The 14,920-nt window shown below is 63.4% G+C and carries 16 protein-coding genes; 11 read left to right on the forward strand and 5 right to left on the reverse strand.

Annotated elements, in window-relative coordinates:
- Positions 1 to 436: 436 nt before the first annotated feature.
- Positions 437 to 1,240 carry a folate-binding protein gene (locus IHE49_RS03195; protein WP_192154818.1) on the reverse strand — a complete coding sequence of 268 codons (804 nt, stop codon included), beginning with the start codon at positions 1,238 to 1,240 and terminating at the stop codon, positions 437 to 439.
- 108 nt (positions 1,241 to 1,348) lie between these two features.
- Between IHE49_RS03195 and IHE49_RS03200 the strand changes: the two genes are divergently transcribed.
- From IHE49_RS03200 to lolD, 10 genes are all read left to right on the forward strand, one after another.
- Entirely contained in the window at positions 1,349 to 1,516 is a 168-nt protein-coding gene (locus tag IHE49_RS03200; protein ID WP_192104295.1) for a DUF1674 domain-containing protein, read from the forward strand.
- Between the two features lie 85 nt (positions 1,517 to 1,601).
- Complete coding sequence (gene sdhC, locus IHE49_RS03205; RefSeq protein WP_192154820.1) at positions 1,602 to 1,997, forward strand: succinate dehydrogenase, cytochrome b556 subunit; 396 nt, start codon at positions 1,602 to 1,604, stop codon at positions 1,995 to 1,997.
- Positions 1,994 to 2,389: a succinate dehydrogenase, hydrophobic membrane anchor protein gene (sdhD, locus tag IHE49_RS03210; RefSeq protein ID WP_192154822.1), complete on the forward strand. Its 396-nt coding sequence runs from the start codon at positions 1,994 to 1,996 to the stop codon at positions 2,387 to 2,389. The genes sdhC and sdhD overlap by 4 nt, the downstream gene beginning before the upstream one ends.
- 4 nt (positions 2,390 to 2,393) lie before the next feature.
- The gene (gene sdhA / locus IHE49_RS03215; protein ID WP_192154823.1) at positions 2,394 to 4,181 is read left to right on the forward strand and encodes a succinate dehydrogenase flavoprotein subunit; all 1,788 of its coding nucleotides are present in this window, start codon (positions 2,394 to 2,396) and stop codon (positions 4,179 to 4,181) included.
- Positions 4,181 to 4,765 carry a hypothetical protein gene (locus IHE49_RS03220; RefSeq protein WP_192154825.1) on the forward strand — a complete coding sequence of 195 codons (585 nt, stop codon included), beginning with the start codon at positions 4,181 to 4,183 and terminating at the stop codon, positions 4,763 to 4,765. Before sdhA ends, IHE49_RS03220 begins: the two co-directional genes overlap by 1 nt.
- 20 nt (positions 4,766 to 4,785) lie before the next feature.
- The gene (locus IHE49_RS03225; protein ID WP_192154828.1) at positions 4,786 to 5,565 is read left to right on the forward strand and encodes a succinate dehydrogenase iron-sulfur subunit; all 780 of its coding nucleotides are present in this window, start codon (positions 4,786 to 4,788) and stop codon (positions 5,563 to 5,565) included.
- Positions 5,566 to 5,769: 204 nt separating this feature from the next.
- A complete protein-coding gene (locus IHE49_RS03230) occupies positions 5,770 to 6,018 on the forward strand; it encodes a succinate dehydrogenase assembly factor 2 (RefSeq protein ID WP_192154830.1) in 249 nt (82 codons plus the stop codon).
- Positions 5,990 to 6,427, forward strand: coding sequence for a hypothetical protein (locus IHE49_RS03235; RefSeq protein WP_192154832.1), 438 nt, complete (start codon positions 5,990 to 5,992; stop codon positions 6,425 to 6,427). Before IHE49_RS03230 ends, IHE49_RS03235 begins: the two co-directional genes overlap by 29 nt.
- Before the next feature lie 105 nt (positions 6,428 to 6,532).
- Positions 6,533 to 7,774 (forward strand): lipoprotein-releasing ABC transporter permease subunit, encoded by a 1,242-nt coding sequence (locus IHE49_RS03240; protein ID WP_192154834.1) that lies wholly within the window; start codon positions 6,533 to 6,535, stop codon positions 7,772 to 7,774.
- Positions 7,767 to 8,480, forward strand: a complete 714-nt coding sequence (gene lolD, locus IHE49_RS03245) for a lipoprotein-releasing ABC transporter ATP-binding protein LolD (protein ID WP_192154835.1) — start codon at positions 7,767 to 7,769, stop codon at positions 8,478 to 8,480. Before IHE49_RS03240 ends, lolD begins: the two co-directional genes overlap by 8 nt.
- 33 nt (positions 8,481 to 8,513) lie before the next feature.
- Here the strand turns inward: lolD and IHE49_RS03250 are convergent, their stop codons facing one another.
- The 4 genes from IHE49_RS03250 to IHE49_RS03265 form a co-directional block, all read right to left on the reverse strand.
- Positions 8,514 to 9,671: an XVIPCD domain-containing protein gene (locus tag IHE49_RS03250; RefSeq protein ID WP_192154836.1), complete on the reverse strand. Its 1,158-nt coding sequence runs from the start codon at positions 9,669 to 9,671 to the stop codon at positions 8,514 to 8,516.
- 13 nt (positions 9,672 to 9,684) lie between these two features.
- Positions 9,685 to 10,431 (reverse strand): hypothetical protein, encoded by a 747-nt coding sequence (locus tag IHE49_RS03255; RefSeq protein ID WP_192154837.1) that lies wholly within the window; start codon positions 10,429 to 10,431, stop codon positions 9,685 to 9,687.
- Positions 10,432 to 10,495: 64 nt separating this feature from the next.
- Positions 10,496 to 11,800 (reverse strand): peptidoglycan-binding protein, encoded by a 1,305-nt coding sequence (locus IHE49_RS03260; protein ID WP_192154838.1) that lies wholly within the window; start codon positions 11,798 to 11,800, stop codon positions 10,496 to 10,498.
- A 52-nt stretch (positions 11,801 to 11,852) separates the two neighbouring features.
- A complete protein-coding gene (locus IHE49_RS03265; protein ID WP_192154839.1) occupies positions 11,853 to 12,359 on the reverse strand; it encodes a hypothetical protein in 507 nt (168 codons plus the stop codon).
- A gap of 213 nt (positions 12,360 to 12,572) precedes the next feature.
- Between IHE49_RS03265 and IHE49_RS03270 the strand changes: the two genes are divergently transcribed.
- Entirely contained in the window at positions 12,573 to 14,894 is a 2,322-nt protein-coding gene (locus tag IHE49_RS03270) for a DNA internalization-related competence protein ComEC/Rec2 (RefSeq protein WP_192154840.1), read from the forward strand.
- Positions 14,895 to 14,920: the final 26 nt, after the last annotated feature.

Here is a 14,920-nt window from a genome sequence, read left to right on the forward strand (position 1 = left end):
GGACGATGCGTTGTCCTTTGCGCCGTTGCGATGGACGGGCGGGCAGGCCGTTCCACCTGGATTGAATCGCACAACCGAAACTTGTGGCTGGGCGAAGTGCCACGGGATTGTGGCGCTCGAATGGCGGTATCTCTGTGCCGATCGAAGAATGTTGTCGCGGCGTTGCGCGGTGCCGATAGCCGTGTAGCCTGCGACGTTTTCCGCACTCAGGCGGTTGTTCCATCCGACGGTCTTCGCCGGGTCGCGCCGATTCGGAATCTTCCGGTTCGTCGCGTGTTTCTGCGGCACCGAAATGAGGGGTGCCTAGTGAAAGGTTCGACGGAGCCTAGCGGCGGATTTTTTCCGCGGCAAGTGCCTGGTCACGTCGATTCATTGCAAACTCACTCAAATTGAACGCGAAAGTGAACGATTGTTCACGTGAGCGCGACGATGCACATCAATTCTCCCATCGATGCTCTACACGCAACGCGAGATCGCCATCGAGTTGAAGCGCAGCATCGTTTGCATGCGTCGATGTGATGTCGTCGTTCAACACGGCGAGTGCGTCGGCGTGTTTGTCGTGCGCAACAACATCAAGCAGCACGCCTACGTCGTGGCCTTCGCGATGCAACACGATGCCTGGCATCGCATCGCGTGCCAGCTGCACCTTGCACAGGTGGCGTTTGTGTCCGCCTCGCCAGTGCAGTCGCGCCACGATCTCCTGGCCCGGGTAGCAGCCTTTGTCGATGGCGACGGCATGCAGGCGATGCAGCGACAGCGCGGGTGGCAGCAAGTCATCGAACGTGGAAGTCGGCAGCCACGGCCAGCCGAGTTGCAGTTGTGGCAATCGCCACCGCGCATCGCTTTCGCCATCCGCGGCGATGCGCATGCTGTGCGAGCCGCAGCCGAGCACGATGCTGTCGGATGCGGTGCGTGCTTCGTGCAACGGCAATGCGGCATCGGTGGACAGCGTATGCCAAGACGAAATCGTAATGGTGAGCCGAGAGCGGAACACGTATCGACGCAGCGCTTCGCACAATGCGCCCGCTTCGCCTCCGCGCAACAACAACAACAGACGTTGTTCATCCAGTCGCGCGAGATGGAACAGCGCACGCACACGGCCCTGTGCGCTCAGCCATGCACTGAACTGCCATGTGCCGACGGCAAGCGCCTGGACATCGCTGCTGAATTGCGCATGCGCGAAGGCGAGTGCATCCGGACCTTCGATCAATAGGGTTTCGGCGGGGTAGGGAATCGGCATAGACGGTCCAAGATGAGGTCGCCAGCAGCCGAGCGCAAGTCATCGCGACCTTCGTCAAGGTTGTGCGGCATTGCGGCAAGTATTAATCTCCCGCCGCTTGCGATGACCATGTCCGACACTTCCCGCCCAACCGAATCCAGTCCCGCTTCCGCTCCCGCGGAAACCGTGGCCGTGCCCGCGCGTCCGGCGGGGGAGAAGGCGGCGACGGAGCGGCCGGCGCTCGATCCCACCCGCTACGGCGATTGGGAGAAGAACGGGCGCTGCATCGATTTCTGATGCGTTTCGCGGCGGCATCTGCCGTCGCGCGAAGGCGGTTTGGCTTGGCAGGCAGCTTCAGCGATTCCACTTCAGGATAGCCGCCATGGCAGACACGCGACGACCGCTCTCTCCGCATATACAGATCTATAAGTGGCAAGTGCAGATGGTGACCTCCATCCTGCATCGCGCCACCGGCATCGCGTTGGCCGTAGGCACGCTCGTGGTGGTGTGGGGCCTGCTCGCGCTGGCTGCCGGCGAAGCCGCTTTCGACCAGTTCAAGGTCTGCATGGGCAGTCCGTTGGGCCTGATCCTGCTGGTGGGCTGGAGCTGGGCGCTGTTCTACCACTTGTGCAACGGCATCCGTCATCTGTTGCAGGACACCGGCGCGGGTTATGCGATTCCGCAGTTCGTGCGTTCGAGCTGGCTGTCGGTGATCGTCAGCCTGGTACTGGTCGTCATCGTCTGGGCCTGCGTGCTGACCTGTGGAGGTGCCGCATGAGCGCGAACGCAAAAGACCTGCGCAACCCGCTGAAGCGTGCACGCGGTTTCGGTTCCGCGCAGTCGGGCGTGGGCCACTGGTGGACGCAGCGCGTCACCGCCGTCGCGCTGATTCTGCTCGGCCTGTGGTTCGTGTTCACCGTGCTGTCGCTGTTGCATGCCGACTACGCCACGGCCAGGGCCGCGGTAGCGAAGCCGTGGAACGCGCTGCTGCTGATCCTGTTCGTGGTCACCATGTTCTGGCACGCCGTGCTCGGTTTGCAGGTGGTGATCGAAGACTACGTGCACACCCGCTGGAAGGAAGTGGTCCTGCTGGTGGCGATCAAGTTCCTCGCGGTGCTGGGCGCGCTCGCGGGCGTGCTGGCCGTGCTGCGCATCGCATTGGGAGTTTGAGACCGTGGAAAGCTACAAGATCCAGCAGCACAAGTTCGACGTGATCGTGGTCGGCGCCGGTGGCGCGGGCCTGCGTGCCACTTTCGGCCTGGCCGAGAAGGGCCTGAAGACCGCGTGCATCACCAAGGTGTTTCCCACGCGCTCGCACACCGTGGCGGCGCAGGGCGGCATCGCCGCCGCGCTCGGCAACATGGGCGAGGACGACTGGCGTTTCCATTTCTACGACACCATCAAGGGTTCGGACTGGCTGGGCGACCAGGACGCGATCGAGTACATGTGCCGCGAGGCCATCCCGTCGATCTACGAACTGGAGCACTACGGCGTGCCGTTCTCGCGCACGGACGAAGGCCGCATCTACCAGCGCCCGTTCGGCGGCATGACCACGCACTACGGCAAGGGCACCGCGCAGCGTACCTGCGCCGCCGCCGACCGCACCGGCCACGCCATCCTGCACACGCTGTACCAGCAGGCGCTGGCGCACGACGCCACCTTCTTCATCGAATACTTCGCCATCGACCTCATTTTTGACGACGAGGGCGTCTGCCGCGGCGTGCTCGCGCTGGACATGAACGAGGGTACGTTGCACCTGTTCCGCGGCCAGGCCGTGGTGCTGGCCACCGGCGGCTATGGCCGCGCCTATTTCAGCGCCACTTCGGCACACACCTGCACCGGCGACGGCGGCGGCATGGTGCTGCGCGCAGGCCTGGCGCTGCAGGACCTGGAGTTCGTGCAGTTCCATCCCACCGGCATCTACGGCGCGGGCTGCCTGATCACCGAGGGCGTGCGCGGCGAAGGCGGCTACCTCACCAACTCCAACGGCGAGCGCTTCATGGAGCGTTACGCGCCCAGCGCCAAGGATCTGGCCTCGCGCGACGTGGTCAGCCGCGCCATCACCATCGAGGTGCGCGAGGGCCGCGGCGTGGGCGAGCACAAGGACCACGCCTTCCTCAACCTGATGCACCTCGGCCCCGAAGTGATCCATGAGCGCCTGCCGGGCATCGCCGAATCGGCGCGCATCTTCGCCGGCGTCGACGTGACCAAGGAGCCGATTCCGATCCTGCCCACCGTGCACTACAACATGGGCGGCATCCCGACCAACTACCACGGCGAAGTGGTGCAGAAGAAGGGCGACGACGTGGACGCCGTGGTGCCTGGCCTGTTCGCCATCGGCGAGGCGGCCTGCGTGTCCGTGCACGGCGCCAACCGCCTGGGTTCCAACTCGCTGCTCGATCTGGTGGTGTTCGGCCGCGCGGTATCGCATCGCTGCTCCGAGATCATTAAACCGGGTGCGGCGCACAAAGACCTGCCGGCCAGTGCGCTGGACAAGGCGCTGGCCCGCTTCGACGGCCTGCGCAATGCGAACGGCGAACTGCCGACCGCGAAGATCCGCCTCGACATGCAGCGCACCATGCAGTCCGACGCCGCGGTGTTCCGCACCGGCGAGACGCTGAAGGAAGGTTGCGCCAAGATCGACGCGGTGCACGCCTCGTTCAAGCACGTGCGCACCAGCGACCGTTCGCTGGTGTGGAATTCCGACCTGATCGAGACGCTGGAGCTGGCCAACCTGCTCGACCAGGCGGTGGGCACCATGCACTCTGCCGAGCAGCGTACGGAAAGCCGTGGCGCCCATGCGCGCGAGGATTTCCCCGACCGCGACGACCACAACTGGCAGAAGCACACCATGGTCAAGGTGGACGAGAACGGCAAGGCCGACTTCGACTTCCGCCCGGTGCACATGTACACCCTGACCGACGAGGTCGAGGTGGTGCCACCGAAGAAGCGCGTTTACTGATGTCGAAAACATCCGCCACCGTGCTCCCCGGTTGTGTTGCGGCCGCGGCCTTGTTGGCCTCGGGCAGTGCGGCTGCGGGTTGGCAATCAGGAGACACGCGACTCCCCGGCACGCCGGTGGTGGCGCATGCTCCTGATGGATGGGTGTGCTCGGCGGATGGTGGCTCTTTTTTCGAAGGCACGACCGCCAGCTTGCTGTCATGCCTCCCAAAGGGAGGCGGCATCAGTTTTGACCTTCAGAAAATAGTGGGGAGCCATCGCCCTGCATCTATTGAGGCCTACATGAGAGAACTGCTGCCCAGGGCTGCCTCGCAGCCCAGTTCTTTTGCAAGCTTGCCGCAACGATTCGAGGTTGCCGGTCGCCCTGCAGTGGAATCGGCATCACGTGGCCGCGCCTTTCTGGACACTTTCGGTATCGGTAACGCGAAAAGTTCGACCGTAGAGATGATTTCCGATACCGCCGTGGTCGAGGATCATGGCGAGTTCTACCAGTGTTCGTTCTCGGCAATGCCCATGCAATACACGGATGCCGTGCGCCAGACCTACCGAAATTTTTGTAACTCCATCACCTTCGACGGGCCTTAACGCCTTCGGGAATCGCTGTCATGGCAGAGTTTTCGCTACCCCAAAATTCCAAGATCCAGCCCGGCAAGCACTTCCCGGCGAAAGACGCGAAGAAGCCGCGTACCTTCCGCATCTACCGCTGGAGCCCGGACGACGGCCAGAACCCGCGCATCGACACCTACGAGGTGGACATGGCCGCGTGCGGCCCGATGGTTCTGGACGCGCTGCTGAAGATCAAGAACGAGATCGACCCAACGCTTACGCTGCGTCGCTCGTGCCGCGAGGGCATCTGCGGTTCGTGCGCGATGAACATCGACGGCACCAACACGCTGGCGTGCATCTGCGCCGTCGACAGCGTGGCCAAGGGCGACGTGAAGATCTACCCGCTGCCGCACATGCCGGTGGTCAAGGACCTGGTGCCCGACCTCACGCACTTCTACGCCCAGTTCGCCTCGATCAAGCCCTGGCTGCGCACGCAGAGCGCCACGCCGGACCGCGAACGCCTGCAGTCGCCGGAAGACCGCAAGAAGCTGGACGGCCTGTACGAGTGCATCCTGTGCGCCTGCTGCTCCACCAGCTGCCCCAGCTACTGGTGGAACGGCGACCGCTACCTCGGCCCGGCCGTCCTGCTACAGGCCTACCGCTGGATCGTGGACAGCCGCGACGAAGACACCGGCGGCCGCCTGGACGACCTGGAAGATCCGTTCAAGCTGTACCGCTGCCACACCATCATGAACTGCGCGCGCACCTGCCCGAAGGGCCTCAACCCGGCCAAGGCGATCGCGGAGATCAAGAAGCTGATGGTGGAGCGCCGGGCATAAGAAACGCCGCTGCGAAGCGGCGGCGTTTTCCTTCTCCCCACTGGGGAGAAGGTACCCGCAGGGCGGACGAGGGGCGGGTGCTCGCGGGAACATCGATCAAAGCTTTACGCCCGACGTGGCCATGTCGCAAGATCGGCCCCTCACCCCAACCCTCTCCCCGGCGGGGAGAGGGTGCAAAGGAGGCGCTTCGCGCGCATTGATCCCATGGACGCAGCCCGCATCAAACGCCTCCGCTGGCGCACCCGCCGCGGTACCCGCGAACTCGACGCGCTGTTCGGCGGCTGGCTGGACGAAGCCTTTCCGCATGCCGACGAGGCGCAACAGCAAGCCTTCGACGAACTGCTCGACGTGCAGGACCCGGACCTGTGGGACTGGGTGATGGGCCATGCCCGCGCGCCGCGCGAAGACTGGCAGGCGATCATCGATGACATCCGCGCCCGCCATCGGCTTTGAATACCTCCCTTCGCGCTGGCTGCCGCGCCTGTTGTGGTCGCTGGCAGCGTTGGTCCTGCTTGCGATCGCTTCGTGTGGCCTGCCTTGGTGGCTGAAACTGCCGTTGGCGGTGCTGACGGTCTTGTTGGTGTTCCGTGCCGTGCGCCGCCATCGCGCTTCGCCGGTGAAGGCGGCCGGCTGGAGCAGTGAAGGCGGCTGGAGCCTGCACCTGGCCGATCGCAGCGACACGCCGGGCCGCCTTGCTTCGTTTCGCGTGCTGGGCGAATGCCTCCTGTTGCGCCTGCGGTCGGCCCCGCTCGGCGAGCAGGTGCTGCTGTTGGCACCCGACAACAGCGACGCGGACATCCGTCGCCGCCTGCGCATGCGTCTGGCCACGGTGCAGGCCGGCAAAGGTGCGGCCCGCATCTGAATCGCAGGTTCCTGTCGGCACTTTGCGGTGCCTGCGCTGTCTCAGCGAATGCCGGATAATGCCGGATCCACCGGGCGAGCCGCCCACCCACACAGCGACCCGTCCATGTTCCGACCGCTAGAGCTTTTCATCGGCCTGCGCTATACCCGCGCCAAGCGTCGCAACCAGTTCATCTCCTTCATTTCGGCCGTCTCCATCGTCTGCATCTCGATCAGCGTGATCGCGCTGATTACGGTGATGTCGGTAATGAACGGCTTCGGCTATCAGATGAAGACGCGCATCCTTGGCGCGATCTCGCATGCCACCATCTCAGGCATCGGCCAGAGCATGGAGGACTGGCCGCGAGCACTGAAAATCGCTCAGGCCAATCCGCACGTGAAGGGCGCCGCACCCTACGTGGAAATCCAGGCGCTGCTGCAAGGCCGTGCGACGGCCGGCGCGATGGTGCGTGGCATCGATCCTGCGCTGGAACCCAAGGTGGTCGATATCGGCCAGCACATGGTGCACGGCAAACTCGATGCACTCACGCCGGGCAGCTGGAACATTGTGCTGGGTCAGGACCTCGCCACCCAGCTTGGAGTGGGCGTGGGCGACCAGGTGGTGATGGCGGTGTCGGAAATGCGCGCCACCCCGTTCGGCGGCGTGCCGCGCATGCGTGGCTTCCACGTGGTGGGTACCTTCAGCATGGGCATGGAGCAGTTCGATTCCGGCCTCGTATTGGTCAACATCAAGGACGCTGAGAAACTCAACAGCCAGGACGGCCCCAGTGGCATCCGCCTGAAACTGGACGATCTCTTCAATGCCCGCCCGGTGGCGCGCGAACTGGCCGAACAGCTGGGCCAGATCTATCAGGTGCGGACCTGGGACCAGGACAACGCCAATCTGTTCTCCGCGTTGTCGATGGAGAAGCTGGTGATGTTCATCATCCTCTCGCTGATCATCCTGGTGGCAGTGATCAACCTGATCTCGATGTTGATGATGCTGGTTACCGACAAGCAGGCCGACATCGCCATCCTGCGTACCTTGGGCGCAACGCCGCGCAGCATCATGGGCATGTTCATGGTGCAGGGTGTGTTGGTGGGGCTGGTCGGGATCGGTTTTGGCGTGGGTCTGGGTTCGCTGCTGTCGTGGAAGCTGCCGGGCATCGTGAAAGTGATCGAGCACGTGTTCCACGTGCAGTTCCTCTCGCCGGACGTGTACTACATCAGCGAGGTGCCCAGCCGGCTGGACTGGAGCGACGTGGGTTGGGTGGCGTTGATCACCTTCGCGTTCTCGCTGCTGGCGACCCTGTATCCCGCGTGGCGAGCCTCGCGCACGCAGCCGGCGCAGGCATTGCGCTATGAGTGAGAAACATCCGATGGTACCGAACACGCCCGTGCTGCGCGCCACCCGCGTGGCCAAGACCTACGCCGAAGGCGGCCTGCGCACCGAGGTGCTCACCGACGTCAGCTTCGAGCTGAAGCGCGGCGAGACCATGGCCATCGTGGGCGCTTCCGGCACCGGCAAGAGCACCCTGCTGCACATCCTGGGTGGGCTGGACACGCTGAGTGCTGGCGAGGTGGAGGTGGATGGCCGCCAGCTCTCCGTACTGTCCGACGCCGAGCGTGGCCGCGTGCGCAACCGTTCGCTGGGCTTCGTCTACCAGTTCCACCACTTGCTGCCAGAGTTCACCGCGCTGGAAAACGTGTGCATGCCGCTGCTGATCCGCGGCACAGCGGTCGCCGACGCGAGCAAGCAGGCGTCGGCACTGCTGGAGCGGGTAGGGCTTGGCGCGCGCATGGGCCACAAGCCAGCCGAACTCTCCGGCGGCGAACGCCAGCGTTGCGCGGTGGCACGCGCGCTGGTGACCAAGCCGGCCTGCGTGCTGGGCGACGAGCCCACGGGCAACCTCGACGAAGGCAATGCGGCGCAGGTCTACGAGCTGATGCTGGAGCTCAACCGCGAGGTGGGTACCAGCTTCATCCTGGTCACGCACGACACGCGGTTGGCAGCGCGGATGGATCGTACGCTGGTGTTGCATGAAGGGGTGCTGCGGGAGCAGGCGCGCGGGTGAGGTTTGCTGTCTCACCCTCTTGGTGAGAGCGCGTCAGATGGCCATAGCCGGAGATGGCGCGGATGGCTGAATGCAGGGTGCCGGCGACGCGATGGGTGGCTGTATCGTGGCTGCGAGATCGGAGCTTTGTGTCACGGGTGTTTGTGCAGCCTTGATCGTGTCGCTGGCGCCGTACTTGTCCGCTTCAAAGGGCGAACCGGCTCTCTGAGCGATGAAAATCTTGCTGTTGTCGTCGCCTAGAGCCACTTGGTCGATGCGCGTCATGCCTTCCCGCTTGGCTTCGACGACGAGCGCGGCGGCTATGTTGTGGCTTAGCCCGTCAACCTTGCGGCCATGCTGTGCATCGAGCTTGCTCACGCCTGCCAGCGCCTGCTCGTACAGGGTGTGATCGGGATTGCGGGGATCATCCAGAGGATGGAGAGCGTCCTGTCGAACTTGCGACTGTAGCGCCGAGTGCATGGCTTGCTGCGTCAGCGGACCCGCTTTGCCATCCACGGCGAGATGATGTTCGTGCTGGAAACGTTCCACGGCATGGCGAGTCCGGATGCCGAAGTCGCCGTCGGCTTTGAGGGGCTGGCCTTGATCTTGGCCGTAGCCCAACTTTGCGAGATCAGCTTGCAGGATGGCGACAGCCGGGGCGTGGGTGCCTTGCTCCAAGATCACTTGTTGATGTGGCTGACTACCCGGCGAGCGGTATCCGGTTGCTTCCAGTGTTTGCGCTTCCTTGATGGCGTTCTGCATGGTTGGGCTATTGAACACGCGCACCAAGCCTTCGGCGTAATGTGGATCGGTGGCATAACCAGCCTGTTGCAAGGCGATCGCTTCTTTTTCAAGGTTGCCCCTGGTGCCTTCGTCAAACAGGCCGGCTTTGGCGTAGCGTGGGTTGTCGCGCAGAAACTCGACACGATCCCGCAATGCCTCCTCGTCGGAGCCATACACACGGAAGGACTGATCCTTCCAGACCTTCTGGCCGCCTTCGATCTCCCAGACATTGAATGTCTTGCTCGGTCCGTACCAGCTGGGATCGGCCTTGATGTTGAAGATATTGTGGGTGCCCGGAAGCTGGTGTTGTCCCCAACCGGTTTCCTGTGCGGCTTGGGCCAAAATGGTTTGCCAAGCCATGCCGGTTTCATTGGAGACTTCAACAGCGGCTGGATACAACCCGGCAATGAAGCTTTCCTTCTCGTTCATGCTGCGCTTTCCTTCAAGGATGCAGGTTCATCGGCGCCTTCAGGGAGAAGTCCACCGAGCTGTCCCGGTCGGAAAGCAGTGCGTATTTTCCTGTGACGATCAGACGGTTGTCCTGCAAGACGAAGTGCTGGTCGCCGCCATCAACCCATGTCGTGTGGGCTGCGCTGACGTTTGGTGCATCGATTGGCATTGAAGTCACGACAGCACCGGTGGAACGGTTGAGCGCGACGATTTCAAGCAGCGTCTGCGACATGGTCTGTTCGGGTTGCGTGTCGCCCTGCACCAGCACATAGAGCGTGGATGGCGTGCCGACGCAATGCGTTGCCCTGGCTTGGTAGGTGTGGGTGGGTGAAGGCAAGGTGACATGCCATGTCGCCGTGCCGGACGAATTTTCGAGATAGACCACGGGCTTTTCGTTCATGCCGTCGTCGTCAGTCTGCGCGCCGGCTAGGCAGTTCTGCCCGGCGCCGATGCTTGGCTTTGCATAGAGGCTGACGTTGGCGGGGAGGGCGACGTTGGTGCCCGCGGCACACACGCCTGTACCCAAGAGGCAAGCAAGCACGGAGGTCAAGGGGCGAGTGGTTTTCATGTCGGGCCAATGGAGTGCGCGCAGGTAGAAGTCGAAGTAAGGTCGGTCATGTTGCCCCAACAAAGAGTGAAATAAGCTCGATCCCATCCTGGCGAAGTGAGTGTCAGTTTCATCCTGGTCTCGGATGACACGCGGCTGGCGGCGCGGACGGATCGTACGCTGGTGTTGCATGCAGGGGTGTTGCGGGAGCAGATGCGCGGCAATATTTGCCCTTCTCCCTTCGTGGTTAGGAGCATCAGAAAACCATAGCCGGAGATGGCGCGGATGGCTGAATGCAGGGTGCCGGCGACGCGATGGGTGGCTGTATCGTGGCTGCGAGATCGGAGCTTTGTGCCACGGGTGTTTGTGCAGCCTTGATCGTGTCGCTGGCACCGTACTTGTCCGCTTCAAAGGGCGAGCCGGCTCTCTGAGCGATGAAAATCTTGCTGTTGTCGTCGCCTAGAGCCACTTGGTCGATGCGCGTCATGCCTTCCCGCTTGGCTTCGACAACGAGCGCGGCGGCTATGTTGTGGCTTAGCCCGTCAACCTTGCGGCCATGCTGTGCATCGAGCTTGCTCACGCCTGCCAGCGCCTGCTCGTACAGGGTGTGATCGGGATTGCGGGGGTCATCCAGAGGATGGAGAGCGTCCTGTCGAACTTGCGACTGTAGCGCCGAGTGCATGGCCTGCTGCGTCAGCGGACCCGCTTTGCCATCCACGGCGAGATGATGTTCGTGCTGGAAACGTTCCACGGCATGGCGAGTCCGGATGCCGAAGTCGCCGTCGGCTTTGAGGGGCTGGCCTTGATCTTGGCCGTAGCCCAAATTTGCAAGGTCGGTTTGCAGGGTGGTGACGGCTGAGCCGTGCGAGCCTTGTTCAAGGCTTGTACTGGCGAGGGTGTTGGGATGTGAGTTCCCATGATGGGAATGATGAGTAGCTACACCAGACTCATGTTTGGCTAATGAAGGGCCACGGGGAGTCACACCGTAATTCTTTTCATGCTCGCGAACGAAGGTTTCGTAACGATTGACGTAAGGTATGACCTCTCTTTCGGAGAGTGCGAGGCCGCCATGTTCCTCGGTCGGGCCATCATGGTGGTATTTGTAGATATATGCTTCGCCTCGATCACGCGATCGGGCCAATGCCGCGTTTTCTTGGTAGTGCGCCACCAGGGCGTCGGCTTGCATTCGTAGGTCGCTACGGTTGTCATCGTTGATGCCATAGCTCGTGCCCGTTTTGTCGATGAACTGTCCGAGACCGGTGGCGGAAGTCGTGCCTGCGGCGGCGTCGAGATTGAAGCCGGATTCGACGCGGGCGATAGCCAACACGTAGGCAGTCTCGCGAGGGTTCAAGCCAGCGCGCTCGGAAGATGCGATCAGGGCATCGATCACTTGTGATTGCGCTTCGGGAGAGGCATCGCCCCAGATACGCGAATTTCCCGCAGGCCGGCCGGCTGAGCGATCGATCGGGTCATCGTAATGGCTCCACGTGACCACTTGATCATCCCGGTAAGGCTGTCCCCGAGATTGAATTATTGACGGGTAGATGTTTCCTTTGCTCATAGACGTTCTCCTTGTCTGTGACGATCATGGGTGCGGGGCTGTCGGCTTTCGTTCAGTGCGATTGAATGTATTGAACTCGTGGACGGCCCAGTCCCAGCTTGCGATTCATCGCGTTGAACTCTCTGTTGTTTGGAAATTGCTGCCGCCCATCAGGAAGGCTGTTGTCGGTCAGGATGGCAGGAGTGCTATGCGTAAGAAGATTCCCTTGCGTGTTGTAGATATGGAACCACTCACAGAACTCGCATCCTTCTGGCAACTGTCCGTACTGAACAACGAAATAAGGCGTCCCATCGGTGGCTTTGGAGCAGGTCAGGCCTACGGCTGTGTATTGTTCCAGCCCTTGCGGTGAATGGATGTCCAACGCCTTGAAGGTACCGTGGTCGTGGGAAATCAGTTGCAGCGAGGTAGCGTGGCATTGTTCTGTCGTGCAGCGCAGGATCATTGCCGAATGGCCGCAAGACACCTGGAGGTTTTGAGTTTGGGCGGTTGCTGCCGGGGCCGTGTCTATGCATAGAAAGCCAAGAATCATCAGCATGATGAAAGTTGATATGGATTTCACGATTCTTTAGTCCTTGGTCGGATGGAGTAATCAGACAGCTCGGTTGCAACCTCATGCAAGGGCGATGCTTGACGAGTTCGGGCATGGTGTCCAGACGATGGTGAAGTAAAGCTGATTCGCGCTCGCGATGAGGCAAAGTCCTACAAACCTTTCATCCGATGTCATGACGTTGCCGCGTTAGCCTCGATCAATCCATCCGGCATCGGGCGGGGCATGGCGCTGGCGTTCGACAAACCTTTCACCGCGACGTTGGCGGCGCCTGTGCTGCTGATTGGCGTGCTGCTGGTGCAATGGCTGCCGGCGTTGCCGCCACGCTGGCTGTCGATGCTGTTGCTGCCGCCTGTTGCCATGAGCTTCTGGTGCTGGCCGCGCTGGCGGTTGCCGTCGTGTGGTTGCGCGGGCGTGCTGTGGGCGATGCTGTGCGGTGCGGGGGCGATGGATGCGCGGATGCCGCGCGATCTGGAGGGGCGTGATTTCGTGGTGACCGGGCGCGTCGCGGAATTGCCGCTGGTGCGCGAGGACGCCACGCGCTTCGTGCTGTCCGTCGATGGCGCGACGCTGGACGGCAAACCCGTGCCTTTGCGCGGACGCACGATGGTGTCGTGGTACGACGATGCGCCGCTGCTCGCTCCCTGCGAACGCTGGCGCCTGTTGTTGCGGCTGAAGCGACCGCGTGGCCTGCTGGACCCCGGCGCTTCGGATGGCGAGCGCATGGCTTTGCAGCGACGCATCGTGGCTACCGGCTACGTGCGCCAGGATTCCGCCAACGCACCGATGGGCCGCGCGACGTGGTGCGTGGATGGTGTGCGAAATGCGGTCTCGCGCGGCATCGCTGTGCGTGTGGGCGATCCGCATGACGCCGCGCTGCTGCAGGCATTCTCGGTGGGCGACACGCGCGGCTTGAGCCAGGAGGACTGGGAAGTCGCGCGTGCCAACGGCATCCCGCACCTGATCGCGATTTCCGGATTCCACGTGAGCGTGGTGGCGGTGATCGGTGCATGGCTGGCCGGATCGCTGTACCTGTTGTGGCCGAGGCTGGCCTTGCGCATGCCGCGCGTGCAGGCGCAGGCCGCTGCTGCCTTGCTGGCGGCCGTGGCATACGGTGCGCTCGCCGGCTTTGGCCTGCCCACCGTGCGCACGCTGCTGATGATCGCAGTGGTCGCGCTGGCGCGCTGTTCGAGGCGCGGCGGCCATGGTGCGCATTCGCTGGCGCTGGCCATGATCGCGATCCTCGTGTTCGATCCCTTGTCGGTACTGGCGGCGGGTTTCTGGTTGTCGTTCACCGGCGTGGCCTTGTTGATGCTGTGCCTGCAGGCGCGCGGCCGCGGTTTGCGCGCCTTCCTGCACGAGCTCACGGCGGCCCAGCTGCTGATGACGGTGTCGCTGCTGCCGCTGACGCTGTGGTTCTTCGGCGAGGCCTCGCTGGTGGGAGCGCTTTCCAATCTCGTCGCGGTGCCGTTCGTGAGTTTCGTCATCGTGCCATGCGTCTTGCTGGGCACCGTGCTGCTGGGCCTGTGTCCGCCTTTGGCCGCGCCTGTGCTGGAGCTGGCGGCAGCGCTCGCGCACGCACAGTGGTGGCTGCTGGAACGCATGGCGGCGTGGCCGGGTGCGCATTGGTATCTGCCCGAGGTACGACCGTGGTCGTTGCTGCTGGCCACGCTGGGTGCGTTGTGGCTTTTCATGCCGCGCGGCATGCCGTTGCGCGCACTGGGCCTCATGCTGTTCCTGCCGCTGTTGTGGCCGTCGTTGCCGGAGCCGGCTGCAGGTGCGTTCGAGGCGTGGGTGCTGGATGTGGGGCAGGGACTGTCGGTATTGCTGCGCACACGCGGGCATGCGCTGCTGTACGACACCGGCGCGCGCTATCCCTCCGGCTATGACCTGGGCGAGGCGGCGGTGCTGCCTTCGGTCCGTGCCTTGGGCGTCGCACGGCTGGACGTGCTGATGGTGAGCCATGCCGACAACGACCATGCCGGCGGTGCCGATGCGGTGGTGGCCGCATTCCCCGAGGCATGGCGCTATGCAGGCGAACCCGAGCGCATGCACGTGCCGATGCGGGCTTGTACCGCTGGGCAGTCGTGGGTGTGGGACGGCGTGCATTTCCGCGTGCTGAGCCCCACGCCTCAGACGGCTGGCAAGGGCAATGACCGTTCCTGCGTGCTGCTGGTGGCGGGTGCCGGTGGTTCACTCCTGCTCACCGGGGACATCAGTTCCAAAGTCGAACCGGCCGTGGCCAACGCGTTGGGCGATGGCCCGTCGCCGGTGCTGCTGGTGCCGCACCACGGCAGCAAGGCGTCGTCCGGCGGGGATTTCATCGATGCGGTGGCCCCGCCGTTCGCCGTTGTCTCCGCCGGCTGGCGCAATCGCTTCGGCCATCCCAAGCCGGAAGTGCTCGCACGCTACGCGGAGTCGGGCGTGCCAGTACTGAATACCGCCGACAGCGGCGCGATCGCGCTGGACTTTCCCCGCGACGGGCCGGCCCGGGTGGCGGTGCGCTGGCGGTTGCGCGATCCGCGCTATTGGCGCGAACGCCCTTGAGCGCAGGTTCCGGACTGCCACGCCCG

It is taken from the genome of Rhodanobacter sp. 7MK24 (assembly GCF_014842995.1).
Classification (GTDB): domain Bacteria; phylum Pseudomonadota; class Gammaproteobacteria; order Xanthomonadales; family Rhodanobacteraceae; genus Rhodanobacter_A.

Excerpts from the sequence above, each read along its gene's own strand:
- IHE49_RS03200 (WP_192104295.1), top strand. The coding sequence starts at position 1,349 with ATGTCCGACACTTCCCGCCCAACCGAATCCAGTCCCGCTTCCGCTCCC.
- sdhC (WP_192154820.1), top strand. The coding sequence starts at position 1,602 with ATGGCAGACACGCGACGACCGCTCTCTCCGCATATACAGATCTATAAG.
- IHE49_RS03240 (WP_192154834.1), top strand. The coding sequence starts at position 6,533 with ATGTTCCGACCGCTAGAGCTTTTCATCGGCCTGCGCTATACCCGCGCC.
- lolD (WP_192154835.1), top strand. The coding sequence starts at position 7,767 with ATGAGTGAGAAACATCCGATGGTACCGAACACGCCCGTGCTGCGCGCC.
- IHE49_RS03270 (WP_192154840.1), top strand. The coding sequence starts at position 12,573 with ATGGCGCTGGCGTTCGACAAACCTTTCACCGCGACGTTGGCGGCGCCT.
- sdhD (WP_192154822.1), top strand. The coding sequence starts at position 1,994 with ATGAGCGCGAACGCAAAAGACCTGCGCAACCCGCTGAAGCGTGCACGC.
- IHE49_RS03250 (WP_192154836.1), bottom strand. The coding sequence starts at position 9,671 with ATGAACGAGAAGGAAAGCTTCATTGCCGGGTTGTATCCAGCCGCTGTT.
- IHE49_RS03255 (WP_192154837.1), bottom strand. The coding sequence starts at position 10,431 with ATGCAACACCAGCGTACGATCCGTCCGCGCCGCCAGCCGCGTGTCATC.
- IHE49_RS03195 (WP_192154818.1), bottom strand. The coding sequence starts at position 1,240 with ATGCCGATTCCCTACCCCGCCGAAACCCTATTGATCGAAGGTCCGGAT.
- IHE49_RS03260 (WP_192154838.1), bottom strand. The coding sequence starts at position 11,800 with ATGAGCAAAGGAAACATCTACCCGTCAATAATTCAATCTCGGGGACAG.
- IHE49_RS03220 (WP_192154825.1), top strand. The coding sequence starts at position 4,181 with ATGTCGAAAACATCCGCCACCGTGCTCCCCGGTTGTGTTGCGGCCGCG.
- IHE49_RS03235 (WP_192154832.1), top strand. The coding sequence starts at position 5,990 with ATGACATCCGCGCCCGCCATCGGCTTTGAATACCTCCCTTCGCGCTGG.
- IHE49_RS03225 (WP_192154828.1), top strand. The coding sequence starts at position 4,786 with ATGGCAGAGTTTTCGCTACCCCAAAATTCCAAGATCCAGCCCGGCAAG.
- IHE49_RS03230 (WP_192154830.1), top strand. The coding sequence starts at position 5,770 with ATGGACGCAGCCCGCATCAAACGCCTCCGCTGGCGCACCCGCCGCGGT.